This is a genomic window from Amycolatopsis sp. NPDC006131 (assembly GCF_040614175.1).
Classification (GTDB): domain Bacteria; phylum Actinomycetota; class Actinomycetes; order Mycobacteriales; family Pseudonocardiaceae; genus Amycolatopsis_E; species Amycolatopsis_E tucumanensis.
Genome location: NZ_JBEXTX010000002.1, coordinates 235000 through 252665, shown reverse-complemented (window position 1 = coordinate 252665; position 17666 = coordinate 235000). Strand labels below are relative to the sequence as shown.

The following is a 17666-nucleotide window of genomic DNA, read 5'->3' as shown; positions in this document are numbered from 1 at the left end:
CGTTGCCATCCGGACGAAGACCAAGATATCGTGCCCATTCAGATGACGTGAACATCTGAACTCAACATCTGGAGTGCGAGTGATTCCCGAGATCTCCCTGACCGATCCCGAAGTGCTGACCGACCCGTTCACCGCCTACGGCCGCGCACGGGAGCAGTCGCCGCTGGCCCGCGTCGGCGCGCCCGGCTTCGGCCCGGTGTGGGCCGCGACCTGCCACGAGACCGCGCGAGCGGTCCTGTCCGATCCCCGCTTCGAGCTGACCTCGAACAGCTACCAGCGCCCGGACGTGCCCGAACACTGCCGCGCGTACATGCGCACGATGTCCGAAGTGGAGGGTCCGGAGCACGCCAGGCTGCGCCGCCTGGTGTCCCCCGCGTTCTCCGCGCGCCGCGCGCTGGACTTCTGGCCACGCGTCGAACCGCTCGTCGGACGGCTGCTCGACGACCTGCCCGCGGAGGCCGACCTGCTGCGGGACTTCGCCCGTCCGCTGCCGATGGACGTGATCTGCGAGCTGGTCGGCATCCCCGGCGAGGACCGCCCGCAGTGGCGCGAGTACGGCATGGCGGTCGCGAGCGGCCACGGCCCGGCGTTCGCCGCCGCGATCCCCAGCGTCATGGCCGGCGCGCAGGCCGCCATCGCCCGCCGCCGGGAGGAGCCGGGTGACGACGTGCTCGCCGACCTGATCCGGGCCGAGGACCGGCTCAGCGACACCGAGATGGTCACGCTCGTGTGGCACCTGGTGCTGGCCGGGCAGACGCCGTCGAACCTCGTCGCGAACGCCGTGGCCGCCCTGCTGGAGCACCCGGACCAGCTCGCCGCACTGCGTGCCGACCCGGGACTGATGCCGCGCGCGGTGGACGAGTTGATCCGCTGGTGCGGGCCGACGCTGATGACGATCCCGCGGTACGCGCGCGAGGACGTCGAACTGGAGGGCGTGCTGATCCGCGAGGGCGAGGCGATCGTCGCGGCGGTCGCGGCGGCCAACCGGGATCCGCGCGCCTTCGAGGATCCGGACCGCTTCGACGTGACCCGGCCCGGCGGCGGGCACCTCGGCTTCGGGCACGGCCCGCACTTCTGCCTCGGCGCCGCGCTGGCCCGGGTGCAGACCGAGGTGGCGCTGACCGCGCTGCTGGCCCGGGAGTTCGAACCGGTGAAGGTCGAGCGCATGCCGGACCCGGGGACCTGGCGGCTGTCGAGCCTCGTCGTCCGATTTGGTTGACGTGTCATCATCCGCTGGTTACCTTGGGAGGCATGGAACTCGGCATCTACAGCTTCGGTGACCGCCCGGCCGACCCGGTCACCGGCGAACAGCTGTCCGTCTCGGCGGCGCTGGCGAACACGCTGGAGCGGATGAAGCTGGCCGACGAGCTCGGCTTGGGGTTCTACGGCCTCGGCGAGCACCACCTCGACTCGTACGCGATCTCCAACCCGGCCACGGTGCTGGCGGCCGCGGCGAGCGTGACCTCGAAGATCACGTTGTCGACCGCTGTGTCCGTGCTGAGCACCGAGGACCCGGTGCGGCTCTACCAGCAGTTCACGACGCTCGACCAGCTCAGCGGCGGCCGGGCCGAGCTGCTGGTGGGGCGCGGGTCGTTCATCGAGTCGTTCCCGCTGTACGGCGCGGACCTGGAGGACTACGACGCGCTGTTCGAGGAGAAGCTCGACCTGTTGCTGGCGCTGGACCGCGAGGACCCGGTGACGTGGTCGGGCAAGTTCCGCGCGCCGCTGCGAGGTGCGCGGGTGCTGCCGCGGCCGTACGGCGAGCACCTGCGCATCTCGGTCGGCACCGGAGGCAACCAGGACTCCTCGATCCGCGCCGGCGCGCTCGGGCTGCCCGTCGTGTACGCGATCATCGGCGGCCGCCCGGAGCGGTTCGCGCCGCTGGTGGAGCTGTACCGCCGGGCGAGCGAGGTGTCCGGCAACGACCCGGCGACGCAGCACGTGACGATGAGCGCGATCGGGCTGGTGGCGCGGAAGTCGCAGGACGCGAAGGACACGTTCTACCCGTACTGGCTGGAAACGATGAAGTACGGCGCGCGGGCCCGCGGCTGGGCGGTCCCGACCCGCGCCGAGTACGACGCGTACACCGCCGGGGCGTCGTCGCTGTTCACCGGCAGCCCGAACGAGGTCGCGGACCGGCTGATCACGGTCGGGAAGCTCGTGGGCGCGGACCGGTACGGAATGCAGATGGACTGGTCGGGGGTGCCGCAGAAGCACGTGATGACGGCGATCGAACTGCTGGGCACCGAGGTGCTGCCCCAGGTACAGGCGGAGTTCGGCCCTACCAAGTGAATTGAAACTGAGGTATCGTCTGCCGGAACGCGGTCACCGACGCCCCGCGCCAGGAGGACGAGACTCGTGACTTCGGCCAGCTCCCGCACGCCACTGGTGAACGCCGTCCGGACGGACCTGCCGAGCCGGCTGCGCAAGCACGCCGCCGCGCAGCCGGAGCAGGTGTTCGTGGAGTCCTTCGACGGCACGACCTGGACCTACCGGGAGGTGTGGGACAAGGCGGCCGCGGTCGCCGGCTGGCTGTCCGCGGCCGGCTGCGGCAAGGGCGATCGCGTCGTGTGCGTCACCGGGAACCGGCCCGAGATCCTCGCGGTGCTGTTCGGCGCCAACCTGATCGGCGCCATCTTCGTGCCGCTCAACCCGGAGCTGAAGGGGCAGTTCCTGGGCCACCAGCTGGCGAACTCGGAGCCGTCCGTGGTGTTCGTCCAGGCCGACCTGCTGGAGACGGTGCGGGATGCGGGGCTGCCCGGTTCGGTCCGCGAAGTCGTGGTCTTCGGCGAGCCGCGGTGGGACGAGGTCGTGGCGCACGCCCCGATCGCCGAGCCCGCCGAGCTGGCGCCATCGGACATCTCCACGATCCTCTACACGTCCGGCACCACCGGGCCGGCGAAGGGCGTGCTCCTCCCGCACGCGCACTGCGTGCTCTTCGGCGCCGGGATCGCGACGCACCTGCGGATGACCCCGGCGGACAAGGAGTACGTCGCCCTGCCGCTCTTCCACGCGAACGGCCTGTTCATGCAGGTCGGCGCGGCGCTGTTCGCGGGCGCCCAGTTCTACCTGGCGAAGCGGTTCAGCGCGTCGGGGTGGCTCCCGGACGTCCGCCGCACCGGCGCGACGATCACCCACCTGCTTGGCGTGATGGCCGATTTCGTGCTGCACCAGCCGCCTTCGGACGCCGACCTGGACCACGGGCTGCGGGCGGTGCTGTCGATCCCGGTCTCCGACGAGGGCGCCCCGGAGTTCGAACGGCGCTTCGGCGTCGAGGTGCTCCACGGATTCGGCATGACCGAGTGCAACATGGTGGCGTACTCGACCTCGGGCCGGAACTCCGGTAAGGCACTGAACGCGTTCGAGCTGGCCATCGCCGATGCGGAGACGGGGCAGCTGCTCCCGGCAGGCACCGTCGGCGAGATAGTTGTGCGCCCCCGGATTCCCGGCGCGTTCATGGCCGGGTACTTCAAGATGCCGGACAAGACCGTCGAGGCCTGGCGTGACCTGTGGTTCCACACCGGGGACGCCGGTTTCCTGGACGAGCAGTCGCGGCTGCACTTCGTGGACCGCATCAAGGACTGCATCCGCCGCCGCGGCGAGAACATCTCGTCGTACGAGGTCGAGCAGGCCGTGTTGCACTACCCGGGGATCGCGGAGTGCGCCGCGGTGGGCGTGAAGACCGACGACGCCGGCGGCGAGGACGAGGTCATGATCTGCGTCGTGCCGGACCCCGGAGCGGAGATCGACCCGTCCGCGCTGACCGAGTTCTGCCGCGAGCGCATGCCGAAACACATGGTTCCCGGCTTCGTCAAGCTGATGACCGAGTTGCCGAAGACCGCGACGGGCAAGCTGCAAAAGGCCCCGCTGCGCGCATCAACGAACGGCGCGGTGGACGTGCGGAGGCGGCACGCGGCTCAGCCGAGCTGACCGCTCACCTTGGCCGCAGGGCCCGGGCGGGTACGCCCACGACGGTGGTCTGCGGCGGGACGTCCTTGGTGACCACCGCGCCGGCGCCGATCACGACGTCTTCACCGACCGTCACGTCGGGCAGGACGATGCCCCCGATGCCGATGGTGGTTCCGGCCCCGATCCGGCTGCGGGCTCCGATCACGGCGTGCGGGCTCGCGGTGACCTGCGGACCCACCACGGCCTCGTGGCCGATCAGGACGTTCACGTTCGCCAGGACGTGCCGCCCGACCGAGGCGCCCTCCTGGAGGTTGACGCCGGGCATGAAAACACCACCCGGCGCGATCGCGACGCGCTTCTCCACCCGCGTGTTGGGGTGGAGGACCGTGCCGGGTTCCTTGCCGAGTTCGGTCGCGAACTCGTCGAGCTTGCGCCGCACCAGGACGTTGCTGACACCGAGGACGTAGTCGGTGTCCAGGCCCTTGAGCACGTCGTCACCGCCCAGAACCGGGGTGTCGTTCTCCCGGCTGTGTTCGTCGGGCTCGCCGAGCAACCCGAGGAGGTTGATGTCCTCGATGTCCTCGACCACCCCCACGATCTGACGTGCCAGACCCCCGGCTCCCAGGACGACCAGATTCTGCGACATGCGACGCGGCTCACCTCCGGTTGGTGTTCCCCGAGCCAACCCGCCCGCGCGCCGCCTGGTAAGCCCGGTGATTTTCACCCCCGGACCGCTTAGAGTGGCCACGGTCGAGGCACGCCGCGCAGACAGCCGACCTGGGGAGATCCGTGAACCTGCAGCAGCACGACCAGTTCCACGTCCACCAGCGGGTCACCATGATGGTGAACCGCTACGAGGTGTTCACCGACGACGGCAACGGCGGGCCCGGCGCGCTGGTCGCGTTCGTCGAGCAGAAGCGGATGACCTTCCGCGAGCAGGTCACCCTTTACGCGGACGAGAGCAAGCAACACGTGCTCGCCGCGTTCCGTGCCCGCAAGGTGATCGACCTGGCGAGCGGCTACGACGTGACGACCGGCGACGGGCAGCCGATCGGTGTGTTCGGCAAGCAGTTCGGCAAGTCGCTGCTGCGGTCGACGTGGCGGCTGGAGCAGCCGGGCCTGCCGCCGGTGGAGATCAGCGAGCGCAGCATGGCCCTGGCGCTGTTCCGCCGCGTCTGGGACTTCCTCCCATGGGTCGGCGACATCCCGTTCCCGTGGAAGTACCACTTCGACTTCGTCCGCGACGGCCAGCTGGTCGGCAGCTTCGAGAAGAAGACCCGGTTCCGCGACCACTACCTGGTGCGCGTCGCCGACCCGTCGCTGGACCGCCGGCTGGTGCTCGCGCAGGCCGTGGCGCTGGACGCGCTCCAGTCCCGCTGACGGCTCAGGCCGCCGGGCCGTAGCCGACGATCTTCACCGACGTCCCGCTCTTGCGGCTCGTCACGGCGATGTCCACCCACGTCGAGTTGTTGGCGCGGTTGCTTTCCACGAACAGGCCCTGGGCGTCGGCGGTGGCGATGAGCCGGTACTGGCCGTTGGCGAGGCCGGTGATGTCGATGTACTGGTCGGGCAGCGTCCACGGGTACCGGTCGCCCCAGCCGACGGACAGGCCCATCGACACCGTCAGCGAGTCGAGATGCCCGCAGGTCTCCGGCGAGTACACAGAGGACTGCGGCGCGCCCGGCAACGTGAGGCGGTAGGCGTCGGTGTCGAAGAAGCAGAAGCCGCCCTTCGACGAGGTGCCGACCTTGCTGCCGTTGTCGAGCCGCACGAGCTGGTAGCTCTCCAGGTCACGCACGTGCCAGTGGCCGTGGCCGTCCCCGCCGTACACCAGGCTCGCCGGGACACCGACCGAAAGGCGGGAGCCGTCCGACTGCGGAACCCATTGGGAGACCACGAAGGACGACGCCTCGGACGCCCAGTCCGCGACGAGCCCGAACGGCCCGCGCCCGACGTTGACGATCGTCGCCGAGAAGCGGAGCTGCCGTTGCCCGAGGCGGTTGTGGCGATCTTGAGGTCACTGATGCGCGCCATGCCGAGGTCGGGCTGCAGTGGCTCCGCGGCGGACGCGATGCCGGGGACCTGGGTGAGGAGCGCGGCCGCCAGGACGGCCGGCGCGAGACGACGGATCACGGGCACCGCCGGCGAGGGCGGGCCGGGCACGCTCCGTGTGATCGTGCCCGGCCGCTGACGGTGTTCACTTGGGGTCGGGGAACTTCTTGTCGTCGACGGAGATGCACAGGTGGCTCAGGCCGTAGGGCTTGCCGCTGTTCGGGTTGAGCGGGGCGGTGAGGCCGGTGTCCGACGTGACCGGCGGGTCGTAGTGGTACCAGTTCGCGTTCGGGCCGCCCTTGACGATCACGTCGCTCACCACGGCGTCACCGACGGTGTAGAAGCTGAACGACGATCCACTCACGACGATCCGAACCGGACCGTAGGTGCCACTGACGACGGGGTCGATCTTGATGCCACCGTCGCAGGACGGGTTGCCACTGATGAAGACCGGGGTGACCGAGGCAGCGGACGCGGTGGCCGAGCCGAGCACACCGGCCACGGCGAACATCAGGCCGACCACGAGCAATCAGAAGACTTTCGTCACGGCTCCTCCTCGAGCGGCGCGACAACGGTGCTGGTTGGTCGCGGCCGCCCCAGCCCCAGTTGCACCCGAAGAGGAGGAATCCCCCACTGGGGTCATACCACCCAGCGCCGGTCGCGTCCTCGAACCACCCTGAACAGCACGAAGCCCCTCTGTTGCCAGAGGGGCTTCGTGGTCTTGCTGTCTCAACCAGACGCGCGCCCGAAGGGATTCGAACCCCTAACCTTCTGATCCGTAGTCAGATGCTCTATCCGTTGAGCTACGGGCGCTTGTTCAGTTTTCACTCTAGCACTCGGGGTCCGAGTGCCTTGCGGAGGCTCCGGGATTTGAACCCGGGAGGGGGGGTTACCCCCAACCGCATTAGCAGTGCGGCGCCATAGACCAGACTAGGCGAAGCCTCCCGGATCACGACCACTGCTGAGATAGCGTACACAGCCCCTCGAAGCCACGGCAAAGGACCCCCTCATCTCCGCAACAACCGCCGCAACCTGGGGGAACGTCCGGCCAACCCCTCGGCCTCGAAGACGGCCACCCCGACCCGTGGCAGCTCGCGCACGCCCGGGTACACCAGGTACCTGGGCACCCACGCCGGCTGGAACTTGGCGTTGAACCGGTACAGCGTCTCGATCTGCACCCAGTGTGACATCCATCCCAGGACCTTCGCCGAGGCGCGGGCCACCGGGCCCGCCCCGATCCGCCTGCCCTGCTCCAGCAGCTTCCGGAACGCGGCGAAGTTCAGCGAGACGTACCTCACACCGTGGTCCTTCGCGGCCAGCAGCAGCTCCGAGATCATCAGCTCGTTGATGCCGTTGTCCGCGGTCCGGTCGCGGCGCATCACGTCCAGCGACAGCCCGTCGCTGCCCCACGGCACGAACTGCAGCAGCCCCCGCACCACGCCGTCCTGCTCGGCGGTCACCAGCACCGACCCGGGATCGCCCATCCGGCCCAGCGCCATCGAGAACCCGCGCTCGGTGTCGCTCCCGCGCCACTTCGCCGCCAGCGCCTCCAGCTCGGCCAGCTCACCCTCGGCCAGCTCCTCCGACCGCCGCACGCGCACCGCGTACCCGGCCCGCTTCGTCTTCGCCACCGCCTGGCGCACCCCGCGCATCACGCGGCCCTCGAGCGTGAACGTGGCGGCATCGACGACCGCCTCGTCGCCGATCTCCAGCACGTCCAGGTCGTACCGGGCCCACGCGGTCGCGCCCAGCTCGGAGCACCCCATCGCCGCCGGGACCCAGCCGTGCCGGCGGCACTCCGCCAGGAACTCCTCGATCGCACCCGGCCAGGCCTCGTTGTCGCCGAGCGGATCGGCCGACGCGATCGCCGCGCCGGCGATCACCCGGTACGTCACGGCCGCCTTGCCGGTCTTGGAGAACACCACGAACTTGTCGTCGCGCAGCGCGAAGTACCCGAGCGAGTCGCGGGCGCCGTGCTTGTCCAGCAGTGCCTTCAGCCGGGCCTTCTCGTCCTCGCTCAGGTGCGGCGCCGGCTCGGCCGAGCGCAGCAGGAAGTACGCGGCGAGCAGCACCGCGCCCAGCCCGAACAGCAGCCCGACCGTGGCGGTCAGGTCGTCCATCCACTCGACGTGGAACTCGGCCGGGCCGCTGACCCCGAACAGCGCCAGCCCCGCCTCGGCCATCCGGTCCGGGAACGACAACGGCGCCATGAACCGCGACGGCGCCACCGACAGCAGCGCGACGTTGATCACGAACCCGGCCACCAGCAGCTGCAGGAACACCCGCAGCGCGACCCACTTCCCGGTCACCGGGTCGGGCAGCGCGACGAAGTGCCGCCGGTTCAGCACCAGCGTCACGGCCAGCGCGACCGCCACCACCCCGGCCCCGAACACGTGCTGCATCCCCAGGTGCGACACCGCCAGCACGACGCTGGCGGCGAGCGCGAGCTGCCACGCCCGGCGCTTGCGCCGCTTCAGCCCGGACGCGAGCATGATCAGCAGCACCCCGACGGCCAGCACGACGGCGGCCGCGGCCGTCGTCGCCTCTTGGGGCAGCCCGAGCCACACCGCGACGTGCCCGCGCATGCCGCGCCGCCCGGCCGGCAGGACGACCGAGATCACCGCCAGCAGCCCGACCAGCCTGGTCACCCAGGTGATCGCCGCGACCGATGCCGCGCCCGTGACGCGCCAGACGGCCGGCCGCTCCCCGGTCAACGTCCTCCCGGACACCCCTGTCCCCTAACTTCCCCTGGCCATGTCGACGAACGGTTCGAGCGCCCCCGGGTTGGCGAGCGCGTCCCGGCTGACCGCCCGTTCCGGCGCCATCCCGGTCAGGATCTTCTTGACCGGCACCTCGCACTTCTTACCGTTCAGCGTCCGCGGCACCTCCGCCACCTCGATGAACCGATCGGGTACGTGTCGCGGTGAGAGGCCGCGCCGCAACTGGGCGCGCAGCTCCGGCTCGACCGCGGCAAGATCCGCCCCGGGCGCCATCACGACGAAACACAGCAGCTCGCCGTCGGTATTCCCGGCTCGCGTGGTGTCGATGACGAGCGAGTCGGCGATCTCGTCGAAGCCCTCGACGATGCGGTAGAACTCGGCGGTGCCCATCCGGACGCCGCCGCGGTTGAGCGTCGAGTCGCTGCGGCCGTAGATCACCGCCGACCCGCGGGGCGTGATCCGGATCCAGTCGCCGTGCCGCCACACGCCCGGGTACATGTCGAAGTACGCCTCGCGCAGTCGCGACCCGTCCTCGTCGTTCCAGAAGAACACCGGCATCGACGGCATCGGCTTGGTCACCACGAGCTCGCCGACCTCGTCGACCACCTCGCGGCCGTCCTCGTCGAACGCCGTCACCGCGGCTCCGAGCGCCCGGCAGGACAGCTCGCCGAGCCACACCGGCACGTCCGGAGCGGCCGCGACGAACGCGGCGCACAGGTCGGTGCCGCCGGACACCGAGCAGATCTGCACCGACCGGCCGACCTCGTCGGCGATCCAGCGGAAGCCGTCGTCGGACAGCGGCGCGCCGGTCGACCCCAGTGCCCGCAACGCGGACAGGTCGAACGAAGCGGACGGGCGGACCCGGGCCTTGAGGCAGCTCTGCACGAACGGCGCGGACGTGCCGAAGTACGTGATCCGCTCCTCGGCCGCCAGCCGCCACAGCGTGTTCAGGTCGGGGTGCCCAGGGCTGCCGTCGAACATCACGATCGTCGAGCGGGCGAGCAGCCCGGCGATCAGGAAGTTCCACATCATCCAGCCGGTGGTGGTGAACCAGAAGAATTTCTCGCCGGGCCCGAGGTCCATCTGCAGCACCGTCGCCTTGAGGTGCTCCAGCACGATCCCGCCGTGCCCCTGCACGATGCCCTTCGGCAGCCCGGTGGTGCCGGACGAGTACAGCACCCACAGCGGGTGGTCGAACGGCACCGGCTCGTAGGCCATCTCCGCGCCGGCGTGCCGGGCGAGCAGCTCGTCCCAGGCGAGCGCGCCGTCGACCGTGCCGCCGCCGGCGTAGTCCACCAGCACGGTGGCCGTCAGCGACGGGATCCGGGTGCGCAGCTCCTCGACCGTCGGCCGGACGTCGAAGGACCGTCCGTTGTAGACGTATCCGTTGATCGCGACCAGGACCTTCGGCTCGATCTGGGTGAACCGGTCGCTGATCGCGCGGACGCCGAAGTCCGGCGAGCAGGACGACCAGATCGCGCCGAGGCTCGCGGTCGCCAGGAACGCGACGAGCGTCTGCGGGCAGTTCGGCGCGAGCGCGACCACGCGGTCACCGCGGCCGACGCCGAGCTCGACCAGCGCCGCCCGCGCCGCGGCCACCTGCTCGCGCAGCTCGCCGTAACTCAACCGGGCGGACAGCCCGTCCTCGCGGCGGAAGATCACCGCGAGGTCGCCGTCGGCGCCGGTCAGGGCGTGCTCGGTGTAGTTGAGGGTCCCGCCGGGGAACCACTGCGCGCCCGGCATGCGCGCGTCGCCGAGGACCGCGCTCGGCTCGGCGTGCCAGCGGATGCCGAGGAACTCCGCCGCCGCGCCCCAGAACTCCGCGGGCCGGTCGACGGAAAACCGCCACAACTCGTCGTAGTCGTCGAGGGACACGTCGCGCTCCGCACGCAGCCAGTCGCGGAACGCCTGGATCCTGCTCGCGGCGACCCGCTCCGGGTCCGGCCGCCACAACACTTCCGGGGTGTCAGCAACGTCGGTGGTCACCCCGGGAGCGTATTAGCGCAAGTGGGCGTCGAACCAGCTCAAAGTCCGCTGCCAGGCCTCGACGGCGGCCTTCGGGTCGGCGTCGAAGCGGTGGTTGGCCCCCGGGTAGCGGACCACGTTCGTGGCCACCCGGGCTTCGGCGGCGGCCTCGCGGAGCTTCTCGACCTCGGCGGCGCCCAGCTCGTCGCCGGCGTCGCCGTACAGGCCGAGCCACGGGCTGACCAGCTCGCGCGCGATGTCGACCAGCCCCGGCTTCTCGGCGACGCGGTGCCCGCCGACGCTGACCGCCGCGCCCAGCTTCCGGTTGGCGGCGACCAGCAGCGCGGCCGTGCCGCCCAGGTCGAAGCCGACGACGCCGAGGAGGTCGGCCTGCACGCCGCGCTCGACCAGCCAGGCCAGCGCGATGTCGGTGGCGGCCAGGACGCTGTCCGGCGTCGGCGCGTCCTCGATGTGCGGCGCGGCGGCCAGCCAGCCCTCCGCGGCCAGGCTCGAGATCAGCAACCGCACCCCGTCGGTGATCCCGCCGACCTCGTGCAGCACCACGAGCCCACCGCGGACGACGTTCTCGGGTTCGGCGTAGGTCAGCTCGATCGCCCGGCCGTCGGTCCGCTCGTAGTGCGAGGTGTGCGTCTGCGTCATCGCACTACTCAACCATCCCCGGGTGAACGGGAGTCAACACCGATCGCGATCAAGTGTTCGGGATAACGTGGCAGCAGCGCGTTCGACCCGAAGGAGTGCCCGCCATGTCCGTGCGTACCCGTCCCGATCTCGGCTCGCTGCCCGCCTACGTTGCCGGGCGGACGGTGCCGGGCGCGATCAAGCTCGCCAGCAACGAGGTGCCGGGCGGCCCGCTGCCGAGCGTGCGCACCGCGATCGCCGACGCCGCCGCGGACGTGCACCGCTACCCGGACATGGGCGTGACCGCGCTGGCGAACCGGCTGGCGCGCAAGTACGACTTCCCGGTGGAGCAGATCGCGGTCGGCTGCGGTTCGGTCGCGCTGTGCCAGCAGCTCACGCAGGCCCTGTGCGCGCCCGGTGACGAGGTCGTGTTCGCGTGGCGCTCGTTCGAGGCGTACCCGATCGTCACGCAGATCGCGGGCGCGACGTCGGTGAAGGTGCCGCTGGACGCCACGCACACGCACGACCTGGACGCGATGCTCGCCGCCATCACGCCGAACACGAAGCTGGTCTTCGTCTGCAACCCGAACAACCCGACGGGCACCGCGAACCGCCACGAGGAGCTGGTGCGCTTCCTCGACCAGGTGCCGCCGCACGTGGTCGTCGCGCTGGACGAGGCCTACCGCGAGTTCGTCACCGACCCGGACGTGCCGGACGGCATGGAGTTCGCGCGCACCCGCGACAACGTGGTGGTGCTGCGGACCTTCTCCAAGGCCTACGGCCTGGCCGGGCTGCGCGTCGGCTACCTGGTCGGCCCCGCCGAGCTGGCCGAGGTGGTGCGCAAGGTCTACATCCCGTTCAGCGTGAACTCGCTGGCGCAGATCGCCGCGCTGGCCTCGCTCGACGCCGAGGACGAGATGCGTGAGCGGTGCGCGGCGATCGTCACCGAGCGGCAGCGCGTCGCCGACGAACTGCTCGCCCTCGGCTACGAGGTGCCCGAGACGCACGCCAACTTCGTGTGGCTGCCGCTGGGCGACCGCGCGCTCGAGTTCGCCGAGCACTCGCTGGCGAACAAGGTGGTCGTGCGGGCGTTCGCGGGCGACGGCGTGCGCGTCACGATCAGCACCCGCGAGGAGAACGACGCCTTCCTGCAGGCGGCGCGCGGCTTCAGCCGTTGACCACCAGCTGCACGATCGCGGCGATGCCGACCACGACGATCACGCCGCGCAGCACCGGCGCGGGCAGCCGGCGCCCGATCTTGGCGCCGAGCTGCCCGCCGAGGGTGGACCCGACGGCGAGCAGCGCCACCACCGGCCAGCTGACCGGGGCGATGAACGCGTAGACGACCCCGGCGACCACGTTGACCACGGCGGCGAGGACGTTCTTGATCCCGTTGAGCCGCTGCAGCGGGTCGGTGAGCAGCATGCCCATGAACGCCATCAGCATGACGCCCTGCGCCGCGGTGAAGTACCCGCCGTAGATGCCGACCAGGAAGATCAGGAACAACACGAGCCCGCCCCGCGAGCCGCCGCCCTTGCCGGCCTCGCGGCGGCGCGCCACCCACACGGACACCCGCGGCTGGATGATCACCAGCACCACGGCGAGCCCGACCAGCACCGGCACGACCGTCTCGAACGCGTTGGGCGGGAGGGAAAGCAGCAGCACCGTGCCGCACACCGCGCCGATCGCCGAGGGCACCGCGTACCGCGCGACCCGCCTGCCCTGGCCGGTCAGCTCGTGCCGGTAGCCGATCGCGCCGCTGATCGTGCCCGGCGCGAGCCCGATCGCGTTCGAGGTCGTCGCGGTCACCGGCGAGTAGCCGAGCGCGACCAGCACCGGGAACGTGACGAGCGTGCCGGACCCGACGACCGTGTTGATCGTGCCCGCCCACACCCCGGCCAGGAACACGACCAGCGCCTCCCACCACTCCATGCCCCCATCAAACCGTGGCGTTTCGCGGCGGGAACCGACGGGTAAGAAGCGGGCATGGACACGACGACCTTGCGCCCGCTGGTGACCGCGACGGGTCCGTTCACGTCCGTCTACTTCGAGGACTCGCACGACACGGCGGACGCCGAGAAACAGCTCGAGCTGAAGTGGCGTGAGCTGAAGGACGCGCTGACCGCGCAGCACGCCCCGGACGGCGCGCTGAGCGCGCTGGAGAGCGCGATCCTGGACGGCCCGCGCGCGAGCGGCCGCAGTGGCCGGGCGCTGCTGGCCGCGGGCGAGCGGGTCGTGGTCGACGAGCACCTGCCGAGCCCGCCCGCGAGCACCATCGCCCGGGTGTCCGACCTGCCCTACCTGCTGCCGCTGGCGCGGTACGGCGAGCTGGCGCTGCCGCACGTGGTCGCCGAGGTCGACCAGGTGAGCGCGACCGTCAAGGCCTTCGACGAGCACGGCGACGAGATGGCCGCGGAGGAGGTCAGCGGCCAGGAACACCCGGTGCACCACACGCGCGGCGGCGGTGAGGCGCACCACCGCATGCAGCACCGCACCGAAGAGGTGAAGCGCCACAACGTCTCCGACATCGCGGGCGTGATCGCCCGCCTTGCCGAGCAGGCGAACGCGCAGCTGATCGTGGTGGCCGGCGAGGTGCAGGGCCGCAAGGCCGTGATCGACGAGCTGCCCGCGGCCGCCAAGTCGATCGCGCGCGAGGCCACGCACTCCGACGTCGCCGACGAGCTGGCCGAAGCGGTCCGGCAGAGCCGCTTGAACGACGTCGTCCAGCAGTTCCGCGGCGCGCTGAACCAGCCGGACGGCCTTGCGGTGCAAGGGCTCGAAGCGGTGACAGCCGCGCTGCGCGAGGCCAATGTGGAGACTCTGCTCGTCGGCGATCCGGGCGAGGACGTCGTGTGCACGGGACCGAGCCCGGCGCAGATCGCGCTCGGTGAGGAAGAACTCAAGGCCTACGGCGCCACGGAGATCCACCGGTGCCGGGCCGACGAGGCGGTCCCGGCCGCGGCGATCGCCGTGGACGCGGACCTGGTGCACGTCGACGAGGAGCTCGTCGAGGGGTTCGGCGCGATCTTGCGCCATCGGTGAGGAGTACAGCCATAACAGCAGCTACGGAATGCTTCCGAACGGTAACCGGACCGAGCGAACTTCCCTCGTTCGAGGCATGATGGTTCCGAAGCAACACTCGAACGACGGTGAGGTGAACGTGACGGACTGGGAGCCACCGTCCTTGCGCGCGCAGAACGAGATCGAACTCTGGCTCGGTGCCGACCTGGCACACCTGCCGATCGTCCGGTCGGTGGTGGCGACGCTCGCCACTCGTGCCGACTTCGACCTGGACTCGATCGCCGATCTGCGGCTCGCAGTGGACGAAGCGTGCTCGACGCTGATCACCCGGGCACTGCCGGGCTCCACCATGCGCTGCCGGTTCGCCGTCCATGACGACGAACTGCGGTTCCAGGGCACGGTGCTGTCGGACAGCGACAGCGCGCCGAGCACCAAGTCCTTCGGCTGGCGGGTCCTGAGCACGCTCACGGACTCCGTCGACGCGCACGTGAAGTCGAACGGCCAGGGCCACCAGGTGGACATCGAACTCGCCAAGCGACGTGTCGTCGTGGACGTCCCAGGGGCAGGCGCGTGACCGGTTCCCGGACCGAGCCGACACAACCCACATCGTCGAACGAGTACGGCCACCTGGCCCCGCTGTTCGACGAGCTGGCGAGCCTGCCGGCCGACGACCCCCGCCGCGCCGCCCTGCGCGACGAGCTCGTGACGGGGCACCTGCCCCTGGCCGAGCACATCGCGCAGCGGTTCTCCGGGCGCGGGGTGGCGAAGGAGGACTTGGTCCAGGTCGCCACCGTCGGGTTGATCAACGCGGTGGACCGGTTCGACCCCAGCCGCGGCTCGGACTTCCTGTCCTTCGCCGTGCCCACGGTGATGGGTGAGGTGCGCCGCCACTTCCGGGACACCGGCTGGCTGGTGCGGGTGCCGCGCCGGCTCAAGGAGCTTCACCTGTCGATCTCCAGCGCGAGCACCGAGCTCGCGCAGCGGCTGGGCCGCGCGCCGACGCCGAGCGAGATCGCGAGCCACCTCGGCGTGAGCCAGGACGAGGTCTACGAGGGCCTGGAAGCGGGCAACGCCTACCACTCGATGTCGCTGGACGAGGTGCTGTCCGGCGACACCGAGAACCTCGCGCTCGGCGACACGCTGGGCGAGGAGGACGCCGGGCTGGAGGGCGTCGAGAACCACGAGGCGCTGCTGCCGCTGATCCAGGAGCTGCCCGAGCGCGAGCGCAAGATCCTCGGCCTGCGGTTCGTGCACAACATGACGCAGACCCAGATCGCGGAGCGGATCGGTGTTTCGCAGATGCACGTGTCGCGGCTGCTCGCGCGGACGCTGCAACGGCTGCGCGACGGGCTCACCGAGCAGGACGGAGAGCTGTGACCAGCGGTTTTGCGGAGCGCTTCGCAGGGTAACCGCCGATCATGGCTGATCCCGGGTGGCGCGCGCCGATGCTGGCGACGCTGACCCAGCAGCCGTTCTCCAGGGAGAACTGGCTGTTCGAGCGCAAGCTCGACGGGGTCCGCGCCATCTGCTCGCGCGACGGCGGCCCGCCCGTGCTGTGGTCGCGCAACCACAACGACATCAGCGCCGGGTATCCGGAACTCGGGGAGGCGCTCGCCGGATCGGGCGCCTCCTCCTTCGTCGCCGACGGCGAGATCGTCGCGTTCGACGGCAACCAGACCAGCTTCGCCCGGCTGCAGCAGCGCATCCACCTGACCGACCGGCGGCGCATCGAGGCCACCGGCGTCGCGGTGTACCTGTACCTGTTCGACCTGCTGGCCTTCGACGGCCACGACACCACCGGGCTGCCGCTGCGGCAGCGGAAGCAGTTGCTGCGCAAGGCTTTCGACTGGGGCGGGGTGTTGCGGTACGCCACGCACCGCAACACCACCGGCGAGGAGTACTTCGCCCACGCGTGCGCGCGTGGCTGGGAGGGCGTGATCGCCAAGCGGGCGGACGCGCCGTACCGGTCCGGGCGGACGACCGACTGGCTGAAGTTCAAGTGCGTCAAGGAGCAGGAGTTCGTCGTCGGCGGGTTCAGCGCGCCGGGCGGGGCGCGGACCGGGTTCGGCGCGTTGCTGGTCGGCTACTACGACCGCGGCCGGTTGCGGTACGCGGGGAAGGTCGGCGCCGGCTACAGCGAGGCCACGCTGCGTGAGCTGACCGGCACGCTGACGGGGCTGGAGCGCCGCCGGTCGCCGTTCGACGAGCCGGTGCCCGAGCGCGGGCCGCGCTGGGTCGAGCCGGAGGTGGTCGTGCAGGTGCGGTTTTCGGAGTGGACCGGCGACGGCAAGCTGCGGCATCCTCGGTTCACGGGCGTGCGTGTCGACAAGTCGGCTACCGAAGTGGTCCGGGAGGCGTGATGGCGCGAGCGATCTGGAGCGGTGCGATCAACTTCGGCCTGGTGACGGTGCCGGTCGAGCTGTACTCCGCGACCGAGGACCACACCGTGCACTTCCGGCAGTTCGAGCGCGGCACGTCGGACCGGATCCGGTACAAGCGCGTGAACGAGCGGACCGGCGAGGAGGTGGCCTACGAGGACATCGTGAAGGGCTACGACCTCGGCGACGGCGACTACGTGCTGGTCGAGCAGGAGGAGCTGGACCAGATCGCGCCAGGCCGGTCCCGGTCCATCGACATCGAGTCGTTCGTCGACCTCGGCGAGATCGACCCGCTGTACTTCCAGAAGAGCTACTGGCTGGCGCCGACGAAGGAGGAGTTCGGGCGCGCGTACGGGCTGCTCATGCAGGCCATGGCGGAGACCAACAAGGCCGGCATCGCACGCTTCGTGATGCGCGGCAAGGAGCACATCGCCGCGGTCCGCGCCGGTGATGGTGTGCTGGTGCTGGACACGCTGCTGTTCGCCGAGGACGTGCGGAACCCGGCGAAGGAGCTGAAGAAGCTGCCGGAGAAGGCGGAGCCGCGGGGCCGGGAACTGGAGATGGCGGTCGCGCTGGTGGACTCCATGGCGGACGACTGGCGTCCCGACGACTACCACGACCAGTACAACGAGCGCGTCCTTAAGCTGATCGACGACAAGAAGGCCGGGCGCACGGTGACGGTCGAGGACGAGCCCGGCGAGCCGACCAAGGTGGTCGACCTGTTCGAAGCGCTGTCCCGCAGCGTCGAGCGACGCAAGGGCGCCGGCGGGAAGTCGGAGAAGGCCGCTTCGAGCGCCCCGAAGAAGTCCCGCAAGGCCGCGGAGCCGGACCTGTCCGAGCTGAGCAAGGCGGAGCTGGACAAGATGGCACGGGAGCTCGACATCAAGGGCCGATCGAAACTCAACCGCGCCGAGCTGGAGAAGGCCATCCGGGAGGCGCGGCCGGCCCGTTCGCGGAAACGCGCTTCCTGACCGGGCCCGCC

Annotated in this window: 17 protein-coding genes and 2 tRNA genes; 10 read left to right on the top strand and 9 right to left on the bottom strand. The window is 70.6% G+C overall.

The genetic code is table 11. The annotated features are described in order from the left end of the window. The first annotated feature begins 79 nt into the window (after nt 1-79). From ABZ215_RS02315 to ABZ215_RS02305, 3 genes are all read left to right on the top strand, one after another. Entirely contained in the window at nt 80-1219 is a 1140-nt protein-coding gene (locus ABZ215_RS02315; RefSeq protein ID WP_354947150.1) for a cytochrome P450, read from the top strand. A gap of 32 nt (nt 1220-1251) precedes the next feature. Continuing rightward, nucleotides 1252-2292 carry an LLM class flavin-dependent oxidoreductase gene (locus ABZ215_RS02310; protein ID WP_354947148.1) on the top strand — a complete coding sequence of 347 codons (1041 nt, stop codon included), beginning with the start codon at nt 1252-1254 and terminating at the stop codon, nt 2290-2292. Between the two features lie 66 nt (nt 2293-2358). After that, complete coding sequence (locus ABZ215_RS02305; RefSeq protein WP_354947146.1) at nt 2359-3930, top strand: AMP-binding protein; 1572 nt, start codon at nt 2359-2361, stop codon at nt 3928-3930. A gap of 4 nt (nt 3931-3934) precedes the next feature. On the opposite strand, the gene ABZ215_RS02300 is transcribed toward ABZ215_RS02305, so the two are convergent. Continuing rightward, nucleotides 3935-4555, bottom strand: a complete 621-nt coding sequence (locus ABZ215_RS02300; protein WP_354947144.1) for a hypothetical protein — start codon at nt 4553-4555, stop codon at nt 3935-3937. Between the two features lie 143 nt (nt 4556-4698). Between ABZ215_RS02300 and ABZ215_RS02295 the strand changes: the two genes are divergently transcribed. After that, a complete protein-coding gene (locus tag ABZ215_RS02295; protein ID WP_354947142.1) occupies nt 4699-5289 on the top strand; it encodes a hypothetical protein in 591 nt (196 codons plus the stop codon). A gap of 4 nt (nt 5290-5293) precedes the next feature. Here the strand turns inward: ABZ215_RS02295 and ABZ215_RS02290 are convergent, their stop codons facing one another. The 7 genes from ABZ215_RS02290 to ABZ215_RS02260 all read right to left on the bottom strand — a co-directional run bounded on the left by ABZ215_RS02290 (nt 5294) and on the right by ABZ215_RS02260 (nt 11306). Further along, the gene (locus ABZ215_RS02290; protein WP_354947140.1) at nt 5294-5806 is read right to left on the bottom strand and encodes a lysyl oxidase family protein; all 513 of its coding nucleotides are present in this window, start codon (nt 5804-5806) and stop codon (nt 5294-5296) included. 300 nt (nt 5807-6106) lie between these two features. After that, entirely contained in the window at nt 6107-6490 is a 384-nt protein-coding gene (locus ABZ215_RS02285; protein ID WP_354947138.1) for a hypothetical protein, read from the bottom strand. A gap of 211 nt (nt 6491-6701) precedes the next feature. After that, nucleotides 6702-6774: transfer RNA gene (locus tag ABZ215_RS02280), tRNA-Arg, on the bottom strand. 42 nt (nt 6775-6816) lie between these two features. Further along, nucleotides 6817-6906: transfer RNA gene (locus tag ABZ215_RS02275), tRNA-Ser, on the bottom strand. 62 nt (nt 6907-6968) lie between these two features. Then, the gene (locus ABZ215_RS02270; protein WP_354947136.1) at nt 6969-8675 is read right to left on the bottom strand and encodes a phosphatidylglycerol lysyltransferase domain-containing protein; all 1707 of its coding nucleotides are present in this window, start codon (nt 8673-8675) and stop codon (nt 6969-6971) included. 24 nt (nt 8676-8699) lie between these two features. After that, nucleotides 8700-10667: an acetoacetate--CoA ligase gene (locus ABZ215_RS02265; protein ID WP_354947134.1), complete on the bottom strand. Its 1968-nt coding sequence runs from the start codon at nt 10665-10667 to the stop codon at nt 8700-8702. A 12-nt stretch (nt 10668-10679) separates the two neighbouring features. Beyond that, entirely contained in the window at nt 10680-11306 is a 627-nt protein-coding gene (locus tag ABZ215_RS02260; RefSeq protein WP_020416498.1) for a dienelactone hydrolase family protein, read from the bottom strand. A gap of 104 nt (nt 11307-11410) precedes the next feature. Between ABZ215_RS02260 and hisC the strand changes: the two genes are divergently transcribed. Further along, complete coding sequence (gene hisC, locus ABZ215_RS02255) at nt 11411-12463, top strand: histidinol-phosphate transaminase (RefSeq protein WP_354947132.1); 1053 nt, start codon at nt 11411-11413, stop codon at nt 12461-12463. Here hisC and ABZ215_RS02250 read toward each other — a convergent pair. Further along, nucleotides 12453-13217, bottom strand: coding sequence for a sulfite exporter TauE/SafE family protein (locus tag ABZ215_RS02250; RefSeq protein WP_354947130.1), 765 nt, complete (start codon nt 13215-13217; stop codon nt 12453-12455). The genes hisC and ABZ215_RS02250 overlap by 11 nt on opposite strands. Nucleotides 13218-13271: 54 nt before the next feature. Here ABZ215_RS02250 and ABZ215_RS02245 point away from each other — a divergent pair, with 54 nt between their 5' ends. The 5 genes from ABZ215_RS02245 (at nt 13272) to ABZ215_RS02225 (ending at nt 17655) form a co-directional block, all read left to right on the top strand. Beyond that, nucleotides 13272-14327, top strand: coding sequence for a Vms1/Ankzf1 family peptidyl-tRNA hydrolase (locus ABZ215_RS02245; RefSeq protein WP_354947128.1), 1056 nt, complete (start codon nt 13272-13274; stop codon nt 14325-14327). A gap of 118 nt (nt 14328-14445) precedes the next feature. Next, nucleotides 14446-14880, top strand: a complete 435-nt coding sequence (locus ABZ215_RS02240) for an ATP-binding protein (RefSeq protein WP_354947126.1) — start codon at nt 14446-14448, stop codon at nt 14878-14880. Beyond that, nucleotides 14877-15683 carry a SigB/SigF/SigG family RNA polymerase sigma factor gene (locus ABZ215_RS02235; RefSeq protein ID WP_354947124.1) on the top strand — a complete coding sequence of 269 codons (807 nt, stop codon included), beginning with the start codon at nt 14877-14879 and terminating at the stop codon, nt 15681-15683. Before ABZ215_RS02240 ends, ABZ215_RS02235 begins: the two co-directional genes overlap by 4 nt. A 41-nt stretch (nt 15684-15724) precedes the next feature. Continuing rightward, nucleotides 15725-16666, top strand: a complete 942-nt coding sequence (ligD, locus tag ABZ215_RS02230; RefSeq protein WP_237338245.1) for a non-homologous end-joining DNA ligase — start codon at nt 15725-15727, stop codon at nt 16664-16666. Continuing rightward, the gene (locus tag ABZ215_RS02225; RefSeq protein WP_020416491.1) at nt 16666-17655 is read left to right on the top strand and encodes a Ku protein; all 990 of its coding nucleotides are present in this window, start codon (nt 16666-16668) and stop codon (nt 17653-17655) included. The genes ligD and ABZ215_RS02225 overlap by 1 nt, the downstream gene beginning before the upstream one ends. The last annotated feature ends 11 nt before the right edge of the window (nt 17656-17666 follow it).

Coding starts and splice junctions, on each gene's coding strand:
- ABZ215_RS02300 (WP_354947144.1), bottom strand. CDS start 4,555: ATGTCGCAGAATCTGGTCGTCCTGGGAGCCGGGGGTCTGGCACGTCAG.
- ligD (WP_237338245.1), top strand. CDS start 15,725: ATGGCTGATCCCGGGTGGCGCGCGCCGATGCTGGCGACGCTGACCCAG.
- ABZ215_RS02225 (WP_020416491.1), top strand. CDS start 16,666: ATGGCGCGAGCGATCTGGAGCGGTGCGATCAACTTCGGCCTGGTGACG.
- ABZ215_RS02250 (WP_354947130.1), bottom strand. CDS start 13,217: ATGGAGTGGTGGGAGGCGCTGGTCGTGTTCCTGGCCGGGGTGTGGGCG.
- ABZ215_RS02260 (WP_020416498.1), bottom strand. CDS start 11,306: ATGACGCAGACGCACACCTCGCACTACGAGCGGACCGACGGCCGGGCG.
- ABZ215_RS02310 (WP_354947148.1), top strand. CDS start 1,252: ATGGAACTCGGCATCTACAGCTTCGGTGACCGCCCGGCCGACCCGGTC.
- hisC (WP_354947132.1), top strand. CDS start 11,411: ATGTCCGTGCGTACCCGTCCCGATCTCGGCTCGCTGCCCGCCTACGTT.
- ABZ215_RS02245 (WP_354947128.1), top strand. CDS start 13,272: ATGGACACGACGACCTTGCGCCCGCTGGTGACCGCGACGGGTCCGTTC.